Genomic DNA, 17,297 nt, shown 5'->3' on the forward strand with positions numbered 1-17,297 from the left:
CTCGCTCGCGCTAGACATTCCGTTCATTGTTCTTTCCCGGCTATCGTCACGCCCGTCCAGGCCGGGGGATCGGAGGCCGGGAAGGATTCGAGCGAGGCTTCGAGCACCGGATCGAATTCGGCCTGTTCTTGCGACGACAGGTCCACCGTGCCTTTCTCCTCGACCGCGCGCCGGACGCGGTGATCCGTGCGACCGTGATCCACGCTGGACGGTATACGATAGGCTTCCGGCGCATCGGCTCCCTTGTAGAGGCGATGCCGCTCCTCTCCCCGCCAGCAGTCAGGCGCGTGCCGGTGAGCCTTGTCATCACGCACGATGTAGCGCCAGTCCTGCCGCTCCGCGAATTCCACGGCGCTTTCGCGGTCGGGGAATTTCAGCCGGATCGGACGATAGGGATCGTCGCTGGAAGTATATCCCATCAGCGGCTCGATTTGGGGCGGACGTGACGGCTCGAATTCCAGTATCCAGTAGTCGGGTCGCGGCGCCGACGTCATCGCGGAACGGGCCGGACGGTAGATGATCGCGGTCGGCACCTCCGGCGACCGCATGTCGGTCCCGGGAATCTTCGGCGGAAAGGGTGGGCGGTTATGGCCGCGCATCATGATCTTCCTCCTTCTTAATCGTAGCGACCTCCGCTTCAAAATTGAGATCGTCAAGTCGCTCCATTCGTCTAGAATTGCGACGAATTGTTTCCGCCGTGTTTTTAGAAGTCGGCGCCGTGCTCTGGACGACATCAGATCGCATTGCCGAGGTCAGATCGGCGACGGACTGCATCACCTTCTCGCCGTCAGCTTCGACAAGCGCGCCATCCGTGAGGCCGGCCAACAAGGTGTCGAGAACGGCCTCGAAGCAGGTCAGAACTTCTTCGCTGGCAACCACTGCAAGCTTGTGGTTCAGAACCCTCAAATCGTCGATCAGTCTCTCATCATGTTCTGATTTCTCGACAATTTCCGCCACCTTTTCTATGCACGACATGTAAATGTCGCATTGTTGCTGAAGGACGATCACTCTTCCTTCTTTTCGAAGTTCGAGTTCTGTCTGACGGTTGAGGAGAGCCGCGGTCAGCGCGATCGTGACGACGGCGCCCAGAAAGACCAGTGTCATCTCTTGGGCGAACGGCAGAGGCTCTTCCACCAAATACATGGCGCGGAACATGAAATAGACGCCGATCCCCAACGAGGCGGCGACAACCATATAGGCAAGGTCGCGCAGTCCGAAATTCATTGGCGATCGTCCTCTTCGCAATCTGACTCCAGCCAAGCATCAGGCTTCTCGCAGCTTTGTTTTTGGTCTGCCTGTCGAAGAAAGACCGGTGTCGGTCCGCTGCCGAAGGGATTGAAGCCGGCCCTCAGGCAGCGCTCGAAGATCGTCTCGTCCCAATGGGTGAGATCGTCGTCATCGCCGACGGGCCGCCCGGCTTTCCCCAAGCGCGTCATTTGCCAGCGGACAGGTTGACGCCGGGAGTTTTGTCGTGCCCTGCCTGATTCGCGCGCCGCAGCCGCAGGCCCAGCAGGATCATCATTGCTCCGAAAAGGGCGGCGTAGAAGCCGAGCAGCCAGCCGAGGGCCAGGAAGCTTTCGAGCGGACGCGTCAGCAGCATCCAGGTCACGATTACACCCAGCGCGACCGAGATGAGGCCGCTGAGGATGAGCCAGACCTCTCCCTTGATTTCCTTGCGCAGGCGGATCGCCGCCGCGATTTCTAGGACGCCGGAAAACACCGACCAGAACGCGATGCTGGCCCAGAGGAATGTCGCGAGGACCAGCGTTGCGACGAAGGGCGAGACGACCACGACCACGCCCGTGGCGATCCCCAGGAGACCGCTGAACATCAGCCAGCCCCAGCGTTCGCCCTTGCGAATGTTGCGTATCGCGGCGACCAGACCGAACAATCCGTCGGCGAAAGAGAAGGCGCCGAACACCAGCGTCAGGGCCAGAAGCGACTCGGCCGGCATGATGAAGGCGAGCACTGCGATAACCAGCGAGAGCACACCGCGCAGCACGAAGGCCCACCAGTTCCGGGACAGGGTGCACAGCACGGTCTGCATCGTGCTCGAAGATGTTTCAGAGGTTGTCGTCATCGGTCTATCTCCTTGTCAGGTATCGAGTCAGGTGCGGGAGCCGGCCCCTTCACCGGCCAGCGCGGCGGCCAGGCGGCGGCGGTCGTCGATCGGCTGGGGCAGGCGCGTTGCGTGGGCGATTTCCCGTTCGACACGCGCGACCTCCGTCGCCTCGGAGATCAGCCCGGTTTCGACAAGCTTCGCGCGCAGTGTCTCGCCCGCCTTCTCTGCGATTTCTTTGACCTCTGCCTCGGAAAGGCCCAGGAGGTCCGCCGTCTCCGCAACCGTGGCGTCGTCTAGGTGGAGCCGATAGAGAACGCGGCGTTCGACCGGCGGAAGATCGGCGATTGCCCGGTGCAGCGCCATGGCAATCTCATGCCGATTCGCTTCGGTCTTAGGATCCGTGCCGCCGTCGTCGGCGATAAGCTCCTCGAGCAGCAGCACGTCGTCGGGCTGGTAGAACTCAAACATCTCCTCGTCCGACTCGGTGGGATGCTCGGCCGGAGTCTCGGGTTTCGCGTTGATCGAGGCGGCATCCTCCGGCACCGCGCGGCGCGCGGCATGCGCCTCGGCCTCGATGGTCTCGAAAGCCAGTTTCAGCAGCCAGTCGCCTATGGAAAACTCGGTGGGCCGCTGCTCGAACCTTTCCAGTCCCTTGAGGATCGTTGCATCGACAAGATCGCGAACGCTGAGGTAACCCTCCGGCACAGATCCGCTGCATTCGAGATAGGTCAACTCGCGCCTGACGGTGTCGTAGACCGTATCGAGATGATCCTCGATCAGGCCGAAGAAAAGCTGGCGCCGCTCCGCCTCCGCCGCATTCCGCGCGGGCGGGAGTGGGGCGCCAATCCGGCGCCGGCGGGCGGGACGCTTGAACTCCGGCTCGTGCTTGAGGCGCGCCACATGCCGATCGACCCGGTGGCGCAGGTCGGCAAAGGCCTTGCGCAGGACAGGCTCGGTCTCGAACCCCTCTTCCTGCGCCGCGGTCACGCCCGAGGGCAGTTGCAGGCGCAGGCTGACCTGGATGCGCGTCTTGCCCCTCGTCTGCGAGACGACGACCTCGAGCCGGACGAGATCCTCGCGAAAGCGCGCGAGATGCGGCTCAAGTTGCCGCACCTCCTCCGCGATGACCTCCGGCGCGCGCTGCTGCCCGTGTCGGTCGAGATTGCGAAACGCTCTTATGACTTTCATGCCGTGAAACCTTCTTGTCGCTTTTCGACGAGATGAGCCGGCGCGACCCTCATCGCGCCGGGCCAGTCCCTCGCAAAGTCACCCGGCGGATTTGTCCTCCTTGGACTGCACCTCTTCCTTGGCCTCGGCCGGGACGTCGGGCGTCGGATCGTCCGCCTTGTCTCCGGCAAACTTGCCGGACTCGTCGATCCCGGCCTTGGCCTGACCGTCCGGGCTGACGTCACCGGTGTCCTTTGCGATCTTTTCGAACACGACCTTCTGCTCGTCCGCCGACCAGGCGACGCGGACCTTGTCACCATCCTCGATCCGCCCGGAGAGCATTTCGCGGGCCAACTCGGTCTCCAGTTCGGACCGGATCAGTCGTCGCAGTTCGCGGGCGCCGAATTCTGGACGGAAGCCGACCGCGCCGAAGTGATCCACGACGCTCACGTCGAATTCGAGTTCGACGCCCTGGGTAAGGGCGGTCCGCTTCACCCGGTTGAGCTGCAACTCGACGATCTGGCGGATCTCCGACTGATTCAGCGAATGAAAGACGATGATCTCGTCGATCCGGTTGATGAACTCTGGCCGGAAATGACCGCGCAACACCTCCATCAGTTCGGATTTCTGCTTGGCCTCGTCGAACTCACTGCTGCCGCGTTTCGTGAGGTTGCGCTGGATGATGTCCGAACCGAGGTTCGAGGTGGCGATGATGATGGTGTTAGTGAAGTCCACCACGCGGCCCTTGCCATCTGTCAGGCGGCCATCGTCGAACACCTGAAGCAGGATGTTGTAGACATCGGGATGCGCCTTTTCGATCTCGTCGAGGAGCACGACCGAGTAGGGCCGACGGCGCACCTTCTCCGTCAGCTGCCCGCCTTCGTCGTATCCGACGTAGCCCGGAGGTGCGCCAACCAACCGGGCAACCGAGTGGCGCTCGCCATACTCCGACATGTCGATACGGATCAGCGCATCCTGGTCGCCGAAGATCACCTCCGCGAGCGTCTTGGCCAGTTCCGTCTTGCCAACCCCGGTCGGCCCGAGGAACAGGAAGGTCGCGGTCGGACCGGAACCTTCGCGCAGACCCGCTCGCGCCAGGCGCACCGCATCGGCCACGGCGCGGATCGCTTCTTCCTGGCCGATGACGCGCTCGTGCAGCTTCTCCTCGAGCTTGAGGAGCTTGTCCTTCTCCTCGGTGGTCAGGTCCGTGACCGGAACGCCGGTGATCTTGGAGACGATCTGCGCGACGTGATCGGCGCGCACCTCGGCGGTCGCCGAAGCCTGATCGCGCTTCCAGATCTCCAGAAGCTCGTCCAGCTCCTTCTGCTTCTGCTCCAGCTCCTTCTTCAGTTCTGCTGCTCGGTCGAATTGCTTGCGGGCTGCGGCATAGTCCTGTTCGCGCTTGATCTGCGCGACCTCGGCTTCGAGTTCCTGCACGTCCACGGGCCGCGCAGTGGCCGAGATCTTCACCCGCGCCGCGGCCTGGTCGATCAGGTCGATCGCCTTGTCGGGCATGAAGCGACCGGTGATATAGCGATCCGAAAGCTCCGCGGCGGCGATGATCGCCTCGTCGGTGATCGTCACCTTGTGGTGGCTTTCGAGCGTGTCGCGCAGCCCGCGCAGAATCATGATCGTCTGTGCGACCGTGGGCTCGTCCACATAAACCGGCTGGAACCGTCGCTCGAGCGCCGCGTCCTTCTCGATGTACTTCTGGTACTCGTTGAGCGTCGTCGCGCCGATCAGGTTCAGCTCGCCCCGCGCCAGCGCCGGCTTGAAGGTGTTGGCGATGTCGAGACCACCTTCGCCACCGCCCTGGCCGGCGCCGACGATGGTGTGCATCTCGTCGATGAACAGGATCAGGCTGTCCTTCTCCTCGGTGATCTCCTTGAGGATCTTCTGGACTCGCTCCTCGAACTCGCCGCGATACTTCGACCCGGCCACCATCGAGTTGATGTTGAGCTCGACCAGCCGCTTGTCGCGCAGCGCCTCGGGCACTTCGCCCGCGACGATCCGTTGTGCAAGTCCCTCGACGATGGCGGTCTTGCCCACGCCGGGCTCGCCGATCAGCACCGGGTTGTTCTTCTTCCGGCGGGCCAGCACTTCGATCGTCGTCTCGATCTCGCGGGCGCGGCCGATGACGGGATCGAGCTTGCCATCGCGGGCGAGCTTCGTCAGGTCACGGCTGAACTGGTCGAGATCGGGGGTGTTCGACGGAGTCTCGACGCGGCCTTCCTCGGCTCCCTTGCCGACCACCTTCGTCACCTGCTGACGCAGTGCCTGCGGCGTCAACCCCAGCTTGCGCAGCATCGCCGCGGCCAGGCCTTCACCTTCCTCGGCAAGTCCGATCAGAAGGTGCTCGGGACCGACATAGGAATGGCCGAGTTCGTTAGACGCGATGAACGCGCGATTCAGCGCATCCTTGAGGCGCGGACTGACGCCGATCTCGCCCGACGCCTTGGCCTCTCCGCGCTTTGCGTCCTTCTCGATCTGCCGGCGCAGATCGTCCACATTGACCTTGAACTGTTCCAGGATCGTCTTGACGACGTCGGACGAGGTCAGCGCCAGAAGCAGATGTTCGGTATCGACCTCGCTGCGCCCGAATTCTCCTGCCTTCTGTGCGGCCTCCTGCAATAGTTTGTTGCCCTGTTCGCTCAGCCGGTCAGCGATGGTGCGTCCGCCGCCGCGCCGCGATCCACGCCGCGGCGCGCCCTCTCCGAAAGTGGCGTCGACGACCTCGTCATCACCGTCGCCCATGGAGCCCAGCGTGCCGCCCCGCAACGGGCTGTCGCCAAAGAGGCTGCCGAAACCGCTGTCGCCGAAGAACTCGTCAAGAAGGGAATGCCGTCCGAACAGGGACTCCAGCGGCGAGGCGCTGCGGCCCGACCGGCGCACCATCTCGCGGTAATGCTGGTCGCAAAGCTCCATGTTCTGAATTCTGCCGTTCACCGAGGCGCGCACGCGCGCCGTCGCCGGGCGACCGCAAATATCGCAAGCTCCGTTTGCCATTTGTCTTCTCCTTTATCTTTATCCAGTCAGGGTTATCCGCCGATCATCTGCGCAGTGACAGTGTCACGCAGCGACCGCTTCCGTTCTTTTCACCTTGGACCCAATTGCCACCAGATCGGGCTCGTCCAGTGTCTCTCGTTGCAGGAGATCCTGCGCCGATTGCTCGAGAAGTTCCCGATTGGTTTCAAGAAGGGTGAGGGTGCGCTTGAAGACGCCATCCACGATGTCGCGCACCTTCAGGTCCATTCGCTCGGCCGTGGCCTCGCTGTAGCGGCGGTTGAGCCAGGACGCCTGATCGCCGGTGCCGAGAAAGCCGGGCCGATCGGTGTCATAGCTGACATGCCCGAGGTCTTCGTCCATCCCGTAACGCGCGACCATGGCGCGGGCGATATCGGTCGCCTTGACCAGATCGTCCGCCGCCCCAGTCGAGACATGATCGTAGATGATCTTCTCTGCCGCGCGCCCGCCAAGCAGGACTGCGATCTTGTTTTCGAGTTCCTCCCGCGTCATCAGGAAGCGGTCCTCGGTCGGGCGCTGGATGGTGTAGCCGAGCGCGCCAATCCCGCGCGGTATGATCGAGACCTTGTGCACCGGGTCTAACCCCGGCAGAGCCATCGCCACCAGCGCGTGCCCCATCTCGTGGTGCGCTACGATCTCGCGTTCGCGCGGATTGAGAACGCGGTTCTTCTTTTCCAACCCCGCGATGATGCGCTCGACGGCAGTGTTGAAGTCGTCCATCGTCACCGCATCGGCCTTGCGGCGCGTGGCGAGCAATGCTGCCTCGTTGACGAGATTGGCAAGATCGGCGCCCGAGAAGCCGGGCGTGAGCGCTGCGACCTTCTCGGCATCGACGTCCGGGGCGAGCTTCACCTTTTTCATGTGAACGCCAAGAATCTGCACACGTCCCTTCTTATCCGGCCGATCCACCAACACCTGCCGGTCAAAGCGTCCGGCCCGCAACAGCGCCGGATCGAGTATCTCCGGGCGATTCGTGGCCGCAAGCAGCACGATGCCGACTGATGGGTCGAAGCCGTCGAGCTCGGTCAGAAGCTGGTTCAGCGTCTGCTCACGCTCATCGTGGCCGCCAGCGATCTGGCCGGAGGAGCGCGCCCGCCCGAGAGCGTCGAGTTCGTCGATGAAGATGATCGCCGGCGCGGATTTCCGAGCCTGCTCGAAGAGGTCGCGCACCCGCGCGGCACCGACGCCCACGAACATCTCGACGAACTCGGAGCCCGAGATCGAAAAGAAGGTCACGCCGGCCTCGCCTGCCACTGCGCGCGCCAGAAGCGTCTTGCCGGTGCCCGGCGGCCCGACGAGCAATATGCCTTTGGGGATATGTGCGCCCAGCTTTCCGTATTCGGCCGGGTTCTTGAGGAACTCCACGACCTCCTCGAGCTCGGCCTTGGCCTCGTCCACACCGGCCACGTCGGCGAAGCTGACGCCGGTTTCTTTTTCCATGTAAACCTTGGCCTTGCTGCGGCCGACCTGCATGAACCCGCCGAAGCCCTGCTTGTCGGCGAACTTGCGGAACAGCAGCATCCAGATTCCGAAGAAGATAAGCGCTGGCGCCACCCAAGAAATCAGCGTGCCGAGAAAAGTGTTTTGCGGAACGCCAGTGATCTCTATACCTGAGCGGTCTATCCGTTCCAGGATTGCGGGATTCACGACCGTTGTCACGAACTGGCTCTTGCCGTCGACGGGTTCGGTGAAGGCGCCGGTGATGGTGTCTGACCCGACCGCGACAGAAGAAATCTTTCCGTCATTGAGATACCGCTCAAATTGGCTGTAGCTGATGGGAGCGACGGAGTGCCAGCCGGCGATCAGATTCTGGATGAAGATCACGGCTATGAAAGCCACCACCCAGTACCAGATGTTGTATTCGGTCTTCTTTTCCATGCCGCGCGTCCCTTTCACTGGCGCCCGAGCCGCGCCCTGATCCGGTCGAGCAGCGCCAGCAGGATGCGCCTTTCGTCTGCCGACAGATCCTGCAGGATTTCATGTTCGAGCGCCAATTGCCGCGGCGCGAGTTCCTCCAGCATTGCCCCGGCCTTCGACGTTGCGGTGACGGTCTGCGACCGCCTGTCGTCGGGCGAGGGCGACCGCTCGACCCAGCCGCCCCGGACCATGCGATCGACGAGCTGGCCCGCAGTCGCCGGGCCGACCTCAAGCCGGTCGGCCAGATCGCCGATGGTCAGCCCGGGCGCATCCTCGAGATGCGCCGCCGCTATCCACGACAGGCGGGTCAGGCCGCTGTCGCGGATGTCTTTGTCGATCCGCTGCTGGATGAGCTGCGCGACCCGGTGGATCGTCGTCCCGATCAGCACTATGTCCGAAGAGATCATGGATATCCTTCCTCCGGTTGCATGAGACACAGAATAGACCGCACTCCATCCAAAGTGCAATGCACGCATCATATATGCTTGCATAATAAATAGAACCGCCTATCTTGATGGGCGGTCTCCGAACCCACATCCGGCCGGCACCGTTGCCCGGTCCCTCCATGCCGTCGGTTCGGGGGCATCGATCAGCAACAGGAGGCCAGCAATGCTCTACCCGACATATCTGCGCCGCAGCGATCCCTTTGCACTGATGCGCTCCATGATGCGCGATCTCGACCGCGGCTTCTGGCCGCCGTCCCGCGCGGCGTTCCCGGCGGTGAATGTCTGGCAAGGCCCTGAGGCCGTTGCCATCGCCGCTGAACTTCCCGGCATCGAACCGGGCGACATTGAAATTTCGGTCAAGGACAACGTCCTGACGCTTTCGGGCGAACGCAAGGCGCCCGAGGTTCCCGACGGTGCGCGCTGGCATCGCAACGAACGCGGTTACGGCAGGTTTTCTCGCGCGATCCTTCTTCCGTTCGCGGCCTCGGATGACAAGATCGAGGCGAGGATGACGAACGGCGTATTGCGGATCGTCATCTCCCGGCCCGAGGAAGAAAAGCCGAAGAAAATCGAGATCAAGGCAGCCTGAGAGGAGCTGGAACGATGAGCACCGACATCTCGCAAGCCGCCGAAAAGACGCCGACCGACTCGCCTGAGACCACCGGCGGCGGACGCATCTACCGCCCGTCGACCGATATCGTCGAGACCGATCAGGGTTTCTCCATGATGCTTGAAATGCCTGGGGTCGCCGCCGATGCGATCGAGATCACGCTCGAAAATCGTGTGTTGACGATCCGCGGCAAGGTTGACCCGGTGCGGCCCGAAAACCTCGAACTTGCCTATGCCGAATATGGCGAGGGCGATTTCGAGCGTGCCTTCACGCTTTCCGAGGACTTCGACCCCGACAGGATCGAAGCCGAGATGCGTGGAGGTGTCCTCACCCTGACGCTCCCCCGAGCCCCTGAAGCGCAGCCGAAAAGGATCGCCGTCAAGGGCGCCTGAAAACCGAAGGAGACCATATCATGCAGATCAAAGACCTCATCCCCTGGGCGCGCAAGGACGGCGCGCCAGACGCCAAGAGCAGCGAAGACAACCCGATCGCGACACTCCAGCGCGAAATGAACCATGTGTTCGAGAACTTTTGGAACCGGGTCGGTCAGTTCGAATGGCCCTGGGGCAGCGGCGAAGCCAAATCCGACATGGTCGAGACCGACAACGCGATCGAAGTGTCGATCGAGCTGCCGGGCATGGAGATGAAGGACATCGAGGTGACGGTCAACGATGACATGTTGACTGTGAAGGGGGAGAAGAAGATCGAGCGCCAGGTGGAGAAGAAGGGGTATTACCTGTCCGAGCGCAGCTACGGCGCGATCTACCGGACAATTCCGCTTCCTCCCGGTGTGGATGGCGAAAAGGCGCAAGCATCCTTCAAGAACGGGGTTCTGACAATCAAGCTGCCACAGACCCCCGAGGCGCAGGCGAAGGTCAAGCGCATCGAGGTCAAGAACGGCTGATTTGCCAAATCGGGTGTCGCCGGTTTGCGGCATCCCCTCCGCTCCGTGCGATATCGCACCGTCTGGCGAAGCCCCGGGGAGCTTGTCTCTCCGGGGCGGCTTTCGAGGGGTAATCATGAAGGACTTGCAACGATCCGGGCTGACCCGTGAACAATGGTCGGCGATGACGCTCTACGAGAAGTTCGAACAAATTGTCGTCTTCGTCCTCAGCGTCATCATTGCGGCGATCGTCGTGGCATCGGTCTGGGCGCTGATGCGCGAAGTCGCGAACCGCCTGGTTCTGGGGGCATTCGACACTCTCGATTACGCCACCTTTCAGGTGGTGTTCGGCATGATCTTCACCGTGGTGATCGCGCTCGAGTTCAAGCGCTCCCTTCTTGTTGCGACCGAACGCAGCTTCGGGATCCTCCAGGTCCGCACGATCGTGCTGATCGCGCTCCTCGCCATCGCGCGCAAATTCATCATCCTGGACCTCGGCGAGACGGAGCCGGCAAAGATTGCCGCACTCGCCGCCGCAGCGCTTGCACTGGGCGCTGTCCACTGGCTGGTGCGCGATCAGGACCGGCGCGAACTCGGAGACCGTACGACGACATAACCGCGACCTCCGCCCGCCACCGTCTGCTCAATCTCGTGCAATCGGCGCTGCTGCTCGGACTCATGGCGGCGCTCGCCTGGGTTTCGGTCACCGTGATCCTGGGGCCCGGAACGGGGCTGCTCGTCGCGCTCGGCATGGTCGCCGGCCTGTTTCTGGCCCCCGACCTGTCCCGACGAATGCTGCTGTCGGCCTATCGCGCCCAGCGTCTGACGGGGCGCGAGGCCCCCGGTCTCATCGCAGCACTTGCCGAGCTCGCGCGCCGCGCCGGCCTGCCGCGCACCCCGGCGCTTTATCGCGTCCCGAGCCGGCTGCCGAACGCCTTTGCCATGGGCAGCCCTGAGGACAGCACGATCTGCGTCACCGACGGGCTGCTCGAGATCCTCGACGGCCGCGAACTTGCCAGCGTCCTCGCGCACGAGATCGGCCACATCGCCCATCGCGACCTCTGGATCATGGGGCTCGCAGATGTGATGTCGCGGCTGGTGTCGCTGGCAAGCTGGATGGGACAGTTGCTTGTGCTGGTGAACCTGCCGCTCGTGATGGTGGGCATGGTCCATGTGCCCTGGTCGGTCGTGGCGCTCCTGATCTTCGCGCCCACGCTGATGGCGCTGGTCCAGCTCGGCCTGTCGCGGACGCGCGAATACGACGCCGACCGCGCCGCCGCGGACCTGACCGGTGACCCCGAAGGGCTGATCCGGGCGCTCGGCAAGCTCGACCGGCTCACGGGGCGTTTCTGGGAGGAGATCTTTCTTCCCGGCCGACGCATTCCCGACCCGTCGCTGCTCAGGACCCATCCGCCGACCGAAAGCCGTGTCCGGCGGCTTCGCGAATTGGACCCGAACCGCTCAGTTCCATTCCCCGACATCATCGGCCACTCGGCCGGGGTCGCACACGCCTCGAAGCTGACACCGCGATTCAGGCGCTTCGGGACGTACTGGTAGAAAACGAGAAGCGACGGCATCTGGTCGCGGGCGGGTGGATCTGGCCGAGTCAGGAATTCAGAGTGGGCATGGATTCTGTCGTGTTCCCCTGACGGCATCGTGATCTTCCAGGCTTGTGATGCCGGTGTATATTTACGCGCTGCGGCGGCGGACGAATCCGTTCTGCGTAGGAGGGAGTTATCGCAGCGACAATATGCGCGGTTCATGGCGTAGCCGCCGGCGTGCCTTGTGGCGATGGGGGCCTGTGCCACCGGTTCAATTTTAGTCGCAATCGAGCCATTTGTGGGATCGAACCAAAGCGCTGACGAATAAAATCAATGCGTTGCGAGCTGGAGAAGGTTCGACCCCAGACCCATCCCCTCCGCCACTTTGGTAAAAACCGGGAACGCCGATTCCAGCCGACTTCCCTCCTTTGGTGGCTACCGGCGTGCTCAATAGGGTGTTTTTTGCTGACCTTGATGTAGATCGCGTCGTCCGCGATCTCGGCGTGTTGGGCGAAGGCGCGGACATGTTCCCGCCGATAGCCGCCCTTTCCAAGCCGGAGGCGAGTGCGAGCTTCGCTTGCCAGTTCCGGCACGGCCGCTTTGGCGTGAATCTAAATTCAAACAGCAAAGCGCCCGATGGGTTGCACCGGGCACTTCTTTCTCAAGTCACCTCGAGATTACTTGGTAGCGAGGATTTCGAAATTGTGGACGTTTGCCACCACACCGTCGTCCCATCCACCTGAGATCAATTCTGAAGCCTTTTCATTCAGGAGTCCGGCGACTTGTCCGGCAAAGTGCGCTTCGCGGCCAGAGTTGTCGGCAAAGATGTCGAAGATGGCGAAGTTGGTCTCGTCAATCTGCAGCGCCGCCCAGAACAATGTCTTGGGTTCAGTTTCTGCGACGATGGGGCCGGCGGCGGTCAGCAAGGCTGCCAATTCGGGGCCTTTACCTGGAGCAGCTTTGAGCTTGATGTAAGTTGCGGTCGTTGCCGTGGAGAGATCAACCGGCGCCTTGACCGACAGGACATCGGAGTTGTTGATATTCGCGACAACACCGTCGTCCCATCCGCCGTCGACCAGCGCGTCGGCGTTTTGGTTCAAAGCCGCCGCAACCGCTCCTGAGAAGTGAGCGTCGCGTGCTTCTTCGTCTGCGAAGATGTCAAAGATTGCGAGCGTGTCATCGGCTTGCAGAGCAAACCAAAGGACGGTGCCCGGCTCTGTGTCCCGCACGATCGCTGCGGCACCAGCCAGAAACTCCGCGAAAGCTCCGGTCTGGCCTTCGACGGCCGGCATGGCGATGTAGCTGGCTGTATGATTTACCATTGGGTTGTCCTGTGCAGTTGCAGAAGCAAGCGAGTTTTTCCGCGAGTCTCGATCCAGCGCGTAGGTGGTCTGTTTGAACTCGATGCCATTGAGCAGACCCTGGATGTAGCCAGCGATCGTGTCGGCAGCCATGATGAGGGCGGTATCGACCGTGTGAATGTAGTTGCTCGTGACCGACCCCTTTGAGTGTCCGACCAGAGCGGCGATGGTGATCTCGGTGAACCCAAGATCGTTCGCGACACTCGCGAAGCTATGGCGGAGAACGTGAGGGGTGATGTCGGAAAGCGAGGAGCCCGCGAAAATCTTCTTCCAGTGATTGGGGAAGGAGCCGAATGCCTTGTCGCCGTCTCGGTCGGGAAACACATAGTCACCGTCCGCATCGGCCCGACGCTTTTCGAGATACTCGACGACCGGCAATCCGACCGGACGGATGGAGCGTCCCTCTTTGCTGTCCTTCAGCCGCAGGCAACTATATTCGGTGTCCGCTTCGTCCCATTGCAATCCGACCATCTCGGCGCGGCGGCATCCCGTGAGCGCGATCTGCCGAATGATGTCCGCCGTCATGCAATATGTTTCGTTCTCGGCAGCGGCCCGGAGCATTTCCCCGAGCACACGGTATTCCGCCTCGCTCAGCCGTCGGGCGCGGACATTATCCTTTGGTCGCCGAACGCCGTGAGCGGGGTTCGCGTCAATGAGGCCGGCTTCCACGGCATAGGTGAGGATGCCGCCGAAGAGTCCGACGGTGCGGGTCGCCGTGCCAGCGCCGCCTTTCACAATGGACTTTCCCCGGAGCTTTTCGGTTTTTGCAACCAAGCGTGTCTTGCCGGCCATGATGTCCTTCATGGCCTTGGTGATATCGGCCTTAGTCAGGTCTTTGACCCGGCGCGTACCGAGCAGAGGGATGATGTGACGTTGAATTCTCCCGACGTCGGAAATGATGGTGCTGGACTTTTTCGGCCTCCCGCCTTTCCCCAGGATCAGACCGGCTTGCAGATCCTTCTGGTAGAGCGTGCAGAGTTCCTTGACCGACATGGACTTGTGATCGAGCTGCTTTTCCTCGGCCGGGTCTTCGCCGCGCGCAATCCTCCCGAGTTGAACCTTAGCCTCCTGGCGGGCCAGTTCCGGCGTCCAGATACCATGCAGACCAATGGTGTAGCGCCGCGACCGTCCTCCTTGACGATACTGGATCACATAGCTGCGCTTGCCTGACGTGAAGACACGGAGCCCGAAACCGGGTAGCTCATCATCCCAGATTACGCAATCACTGCGACGGCTTTCCGCCGCATCGACGACCCGTTTTGTCAGCTTAGCCATGGACTGCCTCCGTCACATGCACGAGAACTCGCGTAAGCACCACGTAAGCAACAGGGCGAAAACCGTGGCGAATAGAAGGATAGGCCTTTCGGCGAGAGAAATAAAATTCCTTTTTATTTACAGTAACATAGCGCATCATAGCGTGCACCTTTCGGTAATCGACGGAGCTAGTCGTAATCCCTCCGAAGGTGGAGGCCACACGTTCGAATCGTGTCGGGCGCGCCATTCTCTCAATGGCCGCTGCTAACAGAGCTGGTCATTTGGCCTTTGTGAACGGAGTGTCTGGCTGGGGCGAATCCGCAGGCTGAGCACGATAGGCACCGCGATCGCGTTGACAGCCATCGCAGAGAGCCAGATAGCCCCCGGCCAATGTGCTCGGACGACGAAGTACAAGGTTGAAAACATAAGCGGCCCGATGATCGAGGCGAGGCTCATGGCGGACGCAAGGATGCCCTGAAACTGACCCTGACGGCTCTCATCCACCAGGCGGGTGGCAAGCGACTGCAAAGCAGGCGTGCCCGTGCCGGCAAGGGCGACCATCGGCATGATCGCAAACACCATCCAGCCGTGCTTGGCATAAGCGAACACGAACAAAGCGACGCAGGCGCCGGCTATGCCGGCCAGGATGGCACCGCGCTCTCCCAGCAATTTGACGGCGGGCCCCGGTAGCAAAGCCTGCGCAAGCGTTTGGCATACGCCGAATGTGCCGAGCGAGAGGCCGATCCACAGCCCGTTCCAGCCGAATACGTCATTGCCCCAGAGCGCCCAGCAGGTTCCGTACACTTCGCCCGTGGCGCTCAAGACGAAGAACAGCACAACGATCGGCATCAAGGCCTTCATCGAGAAAGCCCAGCGCATGGGTCGAAAGGGATTGATCGCCGCTAGGTCGATCGGCTCGCGGGTGGGCGGCCGAGACTCGGGAAGGACGAACAGCGCCAACAGCAGATTGCCGGCGTTCAGCGCAGCCGCGGCGATGAACGGCAGTCGCAGCCAGTAGTCGCCGAGGATGCCTCCAAGCACCGGCCCCAGGATGAAGCCGATGCCGAACATGGCGTTGAACAGGCCGAAACGACGCGCGCGTGTGTCTTCCGGCGAGATGTCGGTGATGTAGGCTGTCGCCACAGAGATGTTTGCGCTGGTCAATCCAGCGATGGCGCGACCGACCAGCAGCAGCCAGAGCGACGGCGCGAACGCCATCACCACATAGTCGATAGCGGCGCCGGAGAGCGAGAGCAGCAGCACCGGACGGCGGCCGAGGCGATCGCTCAATGCGCCGAGCACAGGCGCGAAGACGAATTGCATCGCCGCATAGAGTGCGGCGAGGAACCCGATATAGACGGCTATGTCGGAAGCGTGTGTCACATCTTCGACGAGACGCGGGAGGATCGGAAAGATCAGACCGATTCCGATCGCATCAAGGCAGATGGCCGCGAAAATGACGACGAGCGGCTTGTTCATGGTGAGAGCAGGCTCACGGACTTTCCGTCAGCGAAGATGCAGCCAGTCGGGCCATCCGGGCCGAGCGTTGCGGCCTGGACGACATCTTTGGCCGCTTCGGCCGGGGACCGATCATCCTCATCATCCCCGCGTTCCGGATGGGTGGCGACCGATCCGGGATCGACGGCGTTGATCAGGATCGGCGTGTCGGCAAGCGCGGTGGCGAGCGTGGCTGTCAGGGCGTTGAGGGTGTGTTTGGCGAGCGAATAGGCCGGAGAGAACAAGGAGCCCTGGTCGCGCTTGCCGATCTGCTGCGCGGCCGCGCTCGTGATATTCACGATACGCGCCGCAGGCGCGCGCCGGAGCAGCGGCAGCAAAGCCTGAATGAGGCCCCAGCATCCGAACACACTCACAGCGAACATCGTCTCAAGCGCGTCGAGATCGACCTCTAGGGCCGAGCGGGTCTGGAAGTCCGGCATGGCGCTGGCATTGTTCACCAGCACGTCGAGATGCTCGATCGTGTCGGACAAATGATCCGCCAACTGGTCGATGCTGGAATGGTCGGTGAGATCCAGGCGCATCGCGCTGGCGCTGAGGCCCGCGTCACGCAGCTCCGCGGCAAACCGTTCCGCCTGGCTGGCGTCCCTCGCGGTTAGGATGACGTGGTGCCCCTGTTGGGCAAGTTGGCGAGCGACTGCAAGGCCGAGCCCGAGCGGGCGGCTTACGCCCGTGATGAGAGCTGTCTTGGATTTCAATATGGCCTCCTGGCCCTCCGTCCGCAGGCACTAAGATGGACTTGATCTAAACTTGTATCTAGTATAAGTTCTTCCTACGCCATCATGGCGGAGAACGTCAACAGATTTTGTACTCGGTACATGTTTCGGGCTTGGGAGTAGCATGTCACAGCCATCCGACCTCCGATCCCGCAAGCGCCTCGCCACCCGGCGAGCGATCTCGCGAGTTGCGGATCGCCTGTTTCTGGAGCGCGGGTTTGAGAATGTGACAGTGGACGAGATCGCGGCGGCCGCGGACGTCGGTCGGATGACCGTCTTCAATTATTTCCCCCGCAAGGAAGACATGTTCTTCGATCGCAACGAAGAGGGCCGCGAAGCAGTGCGGGATGCTCTACGCAGGCGGGACCAGACGATTTCTCCGATCGAGACGTTACGCCTGCTCGCCCACCGGTTGGTCGCGGAACAGACTCCGTACCTGGAATTCTCGAGCGGCAGTCAAGACTTCATCAAGACCGTCGAACAAAGCGAAACTCTCAAGGCGCGCGCTCGCGCGATCCGTGACGAACTCGCGCAGCTCGTGGCTGAGTCTCTGGCCGAATGCAGTGAGAAGGACCTCGACGATCCTGACGCTCACTTGGCGGCCGGCCTTCTCATGGCGACGTGGACCGTCGCATTTCTCCAGGCCCACCAAATCTTCCGCAAGACACGAGATGCCGAGGCGGCGAAGGAGGCCTTCCTCGCGATGGTCGACAAGGGAACGCGCGGCGTCAAAGCCGCAATGGCAGATACACCCTATGTGTAAGCTGAGAACAGTGCTGGTCGGGAGGTTGGATGCACTGA

The 17,297-nt window shown here is 62.1% G+C and carries 15 protein-coding genes and 1 pseudogene; 6 read left to right on the forward strand and 10 right to left on the reverse strand.

The features are described from left to right. Positions 1-23: 23 nt before the first annotated feature. The 7 genes from VRZ77_RS08940 to VRZ77_RS08970 form a co-directional block, all read right to left on the reverse strand. Positions 24-602, reverse strand: a complete 579-nt coding sequence (locus tag VRZ77_RS08940; RefSeq protein ID WP_354079773.1) for an NADH dehydrogenase ubiquinone Fe-S protein 4 — start codon at positions 600-602, stop codon at positions 24-26. After that, entirely contained in the window at positions 586-1,224 is a 639-nt protein-coding gene (locus VRZ77_RS08945) for a hypothetical protein (protein WP_354079775.1), read from the reverse strand. The genes VRZ77_RS08940 and VRZ77_RS08945 overlap by 17 nt, the downstream gene beginning before the upstream one ends. Positions 1,225-1,432: 208 nt before the next feature. Beyond that, complete coding sequence (locus VRZ77_RS08950; protein ID WP_276200010.1) at positions 1,433-2,080, reverse strand: HdeD family acid-resistance protein; 648 nt, start codon at positions 2,078-2,080, stop codon at positions 1,433-1,435. 27 nt (positions 2,081-2,107) lie between these two features. Continuing rightward, on the reverse strand, positions 2,108-3,250 hold the full coding sequence (locus VRZ77_RS08955) for an RNA polymerase sigma factor (RefSeq protein ID WP_414592315.1): 1,143 nt from the start codon (positions 3,248-3,250) through the stop codon (positions 2,108-2,110). Between the two features lie 78 nt (positions 3,251-3,328). Continuing rightward, complete coding sequence (locus tag VRZ77_RS08960) at positions 3,329-6,235, reverse strand: ATP-dependent Clp protease ATP-binding subunit (RefSeq protein WP_414592316.1); 2,907 nt, start codon at positions 6,233-6,235, stop codon at positions 3,329-3,331. A gap of 63 nt (positions 6,236-6,298) precedes the next feature. Further along, positions 6,299-8,131: an ATP-dependent zinc metalloprotease FtsH gene (gene ftsH / locus VRZ77_RS08965; RefSeq protein WP_414592317.1), complete on the reverse strand. Its 1,833-nt coding sequence runs from the start codon at positions 8,129-8,131 to the stop codon at positions 6,299-6,301. A 14-nt stretch (positions 8,132-8,145) separates the two neighbouring features. Further along, positions 8,146-8,577: a MarR family winged helix-turn-helix transcriptional regulator gene (locus VRZ77_RS08970; RefSeq protein WP_414592318.1), complete on the reverse strand. Its 432-nt coding sequence runs from the start codon at positions 8,575-8,577 to the stop codon at positions 8,146-8,148. 202 nt (positions 8,578-8,779) lie between these two features. Here VRZ77_RS08970 and VRZ77_RS08975 point away from each other — a divergent pair, with 202 nt between their 5' ends. The 5 genes from VRZ77_RS08975 (at position 8,780) to VRZ77_RS08995 (ending at position 11,666) form a co-directional block, all read left to right on the forward strand. Continuing rightward, positions 8,780-9,205 (forward strand): Hsp20/alpha crystallin family protein, encoded by a 426-nt coding sequence (locus VRZ77_RS08975; protein WP_150357325.1) that lies wholly within the window; start codon positions 8,780-8,782, stop codon positions 9,203-9,205. Between the two features lie 14 nt (positions 9,206-9,219). Further along, positions 9,220-9,618, forward strand: a complete 399-nt coding sequence (locus tag VRZ77_RS08980; protein ID WP_414592319.1) for an Hsp20/alpha crystallin family protein — start codon at positions 9,220-9,222, stop codon at positions 9,616-9,618. Positions 9,619-9,638: 20 nt separating this feature from the next. After that, positions 9,639-10,130, forward strand: a complete 492-nt coding sequence (locus VRZ77_RS08985; RefSeq protein WP_259030700.1) for an Hsp20/alpha crystallin family protein — start codon at positions 9,639-9,641, stop codon at positions 10,128-10,130. Between the two features lie 115 nt (positions 10,131-10,245). Beyond that, on the forward strand, positions 10,246-10,725 hold the full coding sequence (locus VRZ77_RS08990; RefSeq protein ID WP_414592320.1) for a phosphate-starvation-inducible PsiE family protein: 480 nt from the start codon (positions 10,246-10,248) through the stop codon (positions 10,723-10,725). Positions 10,726-10,787: 62 nt separating this feature from the next. Further along, complete coding sequence (locus VRZ77_RS08995) at positions 10,788-11,666, forward strand: zinc metalloprotease HtpX (RefSeq protein ID WP_414592321.1); 879 nt, start codon at positions 10,788-10,790, stop codon at positions 11,664-11,666. A 1,330-nt stretch (positions 11,667-12,996) separates the two neighbouring features. Here the strand turns inward: VRZ77_RS08995 and VRZ77_RS09000 are convergent. The 3 genes and pseudogenes from VRZ77_RS09000 to VRZ77_RS09010 all read right to left on the reverse strand — a co-directional run. Next, positions 12,997-14,286, reverse strand: a pseudogene (locus VRZ77_RS09000) (tyrosine-type recombinase/integrase); the annotation flags it as partial. A 243-nt stretch (positions 14,287-14,529) separates the two neighbouring features. After that, positions 14,530-15,744, reverse strand: a complete 1,215-nt coding sequence (locus VRZ77_RS09005; protein WP_414592322.1) for a TCR/Tet family MFS transporter — start codon at positions 15,742-15,744, stop codon at positions 14,530-14,532. Continuing rightward, positions 15,741-16,478 (reverse strand): SDR family NAD(P)-dependent oxidoreductase, encoded by a 738-nt coding sequence (locus VRZ77_RS09010; RefSeq protein WP_414592323.1) that lies wholly within the window; start codon positions 16,476-16,478, stop codon positions 15,741-15,743. Before VRZ77_RS09010 ends, VRZ77_RS09005 begins: the two co-directional genes overlap by 4 nt. Before the next feature lie 142 nt (positions 16,479-16,620). On the opposite strand from VRZ77_RS09010, the gene VRZ77_RS09015 reads away from it, so the two are divergent. Next, positions 16,621-17,259, forward strand: coding sequence for a TetR/AcrR family transcriptional regulator (locus VRZ77_RS09015; RefSeq protein WP_414592324.1), 639 nt, complete (start codon positions 16,621-16,623; stop codon positions 17,257-17,259). Positions 17,260-17,297: the final 38 nt, after the last annotated feature.

This window comes from Ancylobacter sp. G4_0304 (assembly GCF_047501495.1).
In the GTDB taxonomy this organism is placed as follows: Bacteria; Pseudomonadota; Alphaproteobacteria; order Rhizobiales; family Xanthobacteraceae; genus Ancylobacter.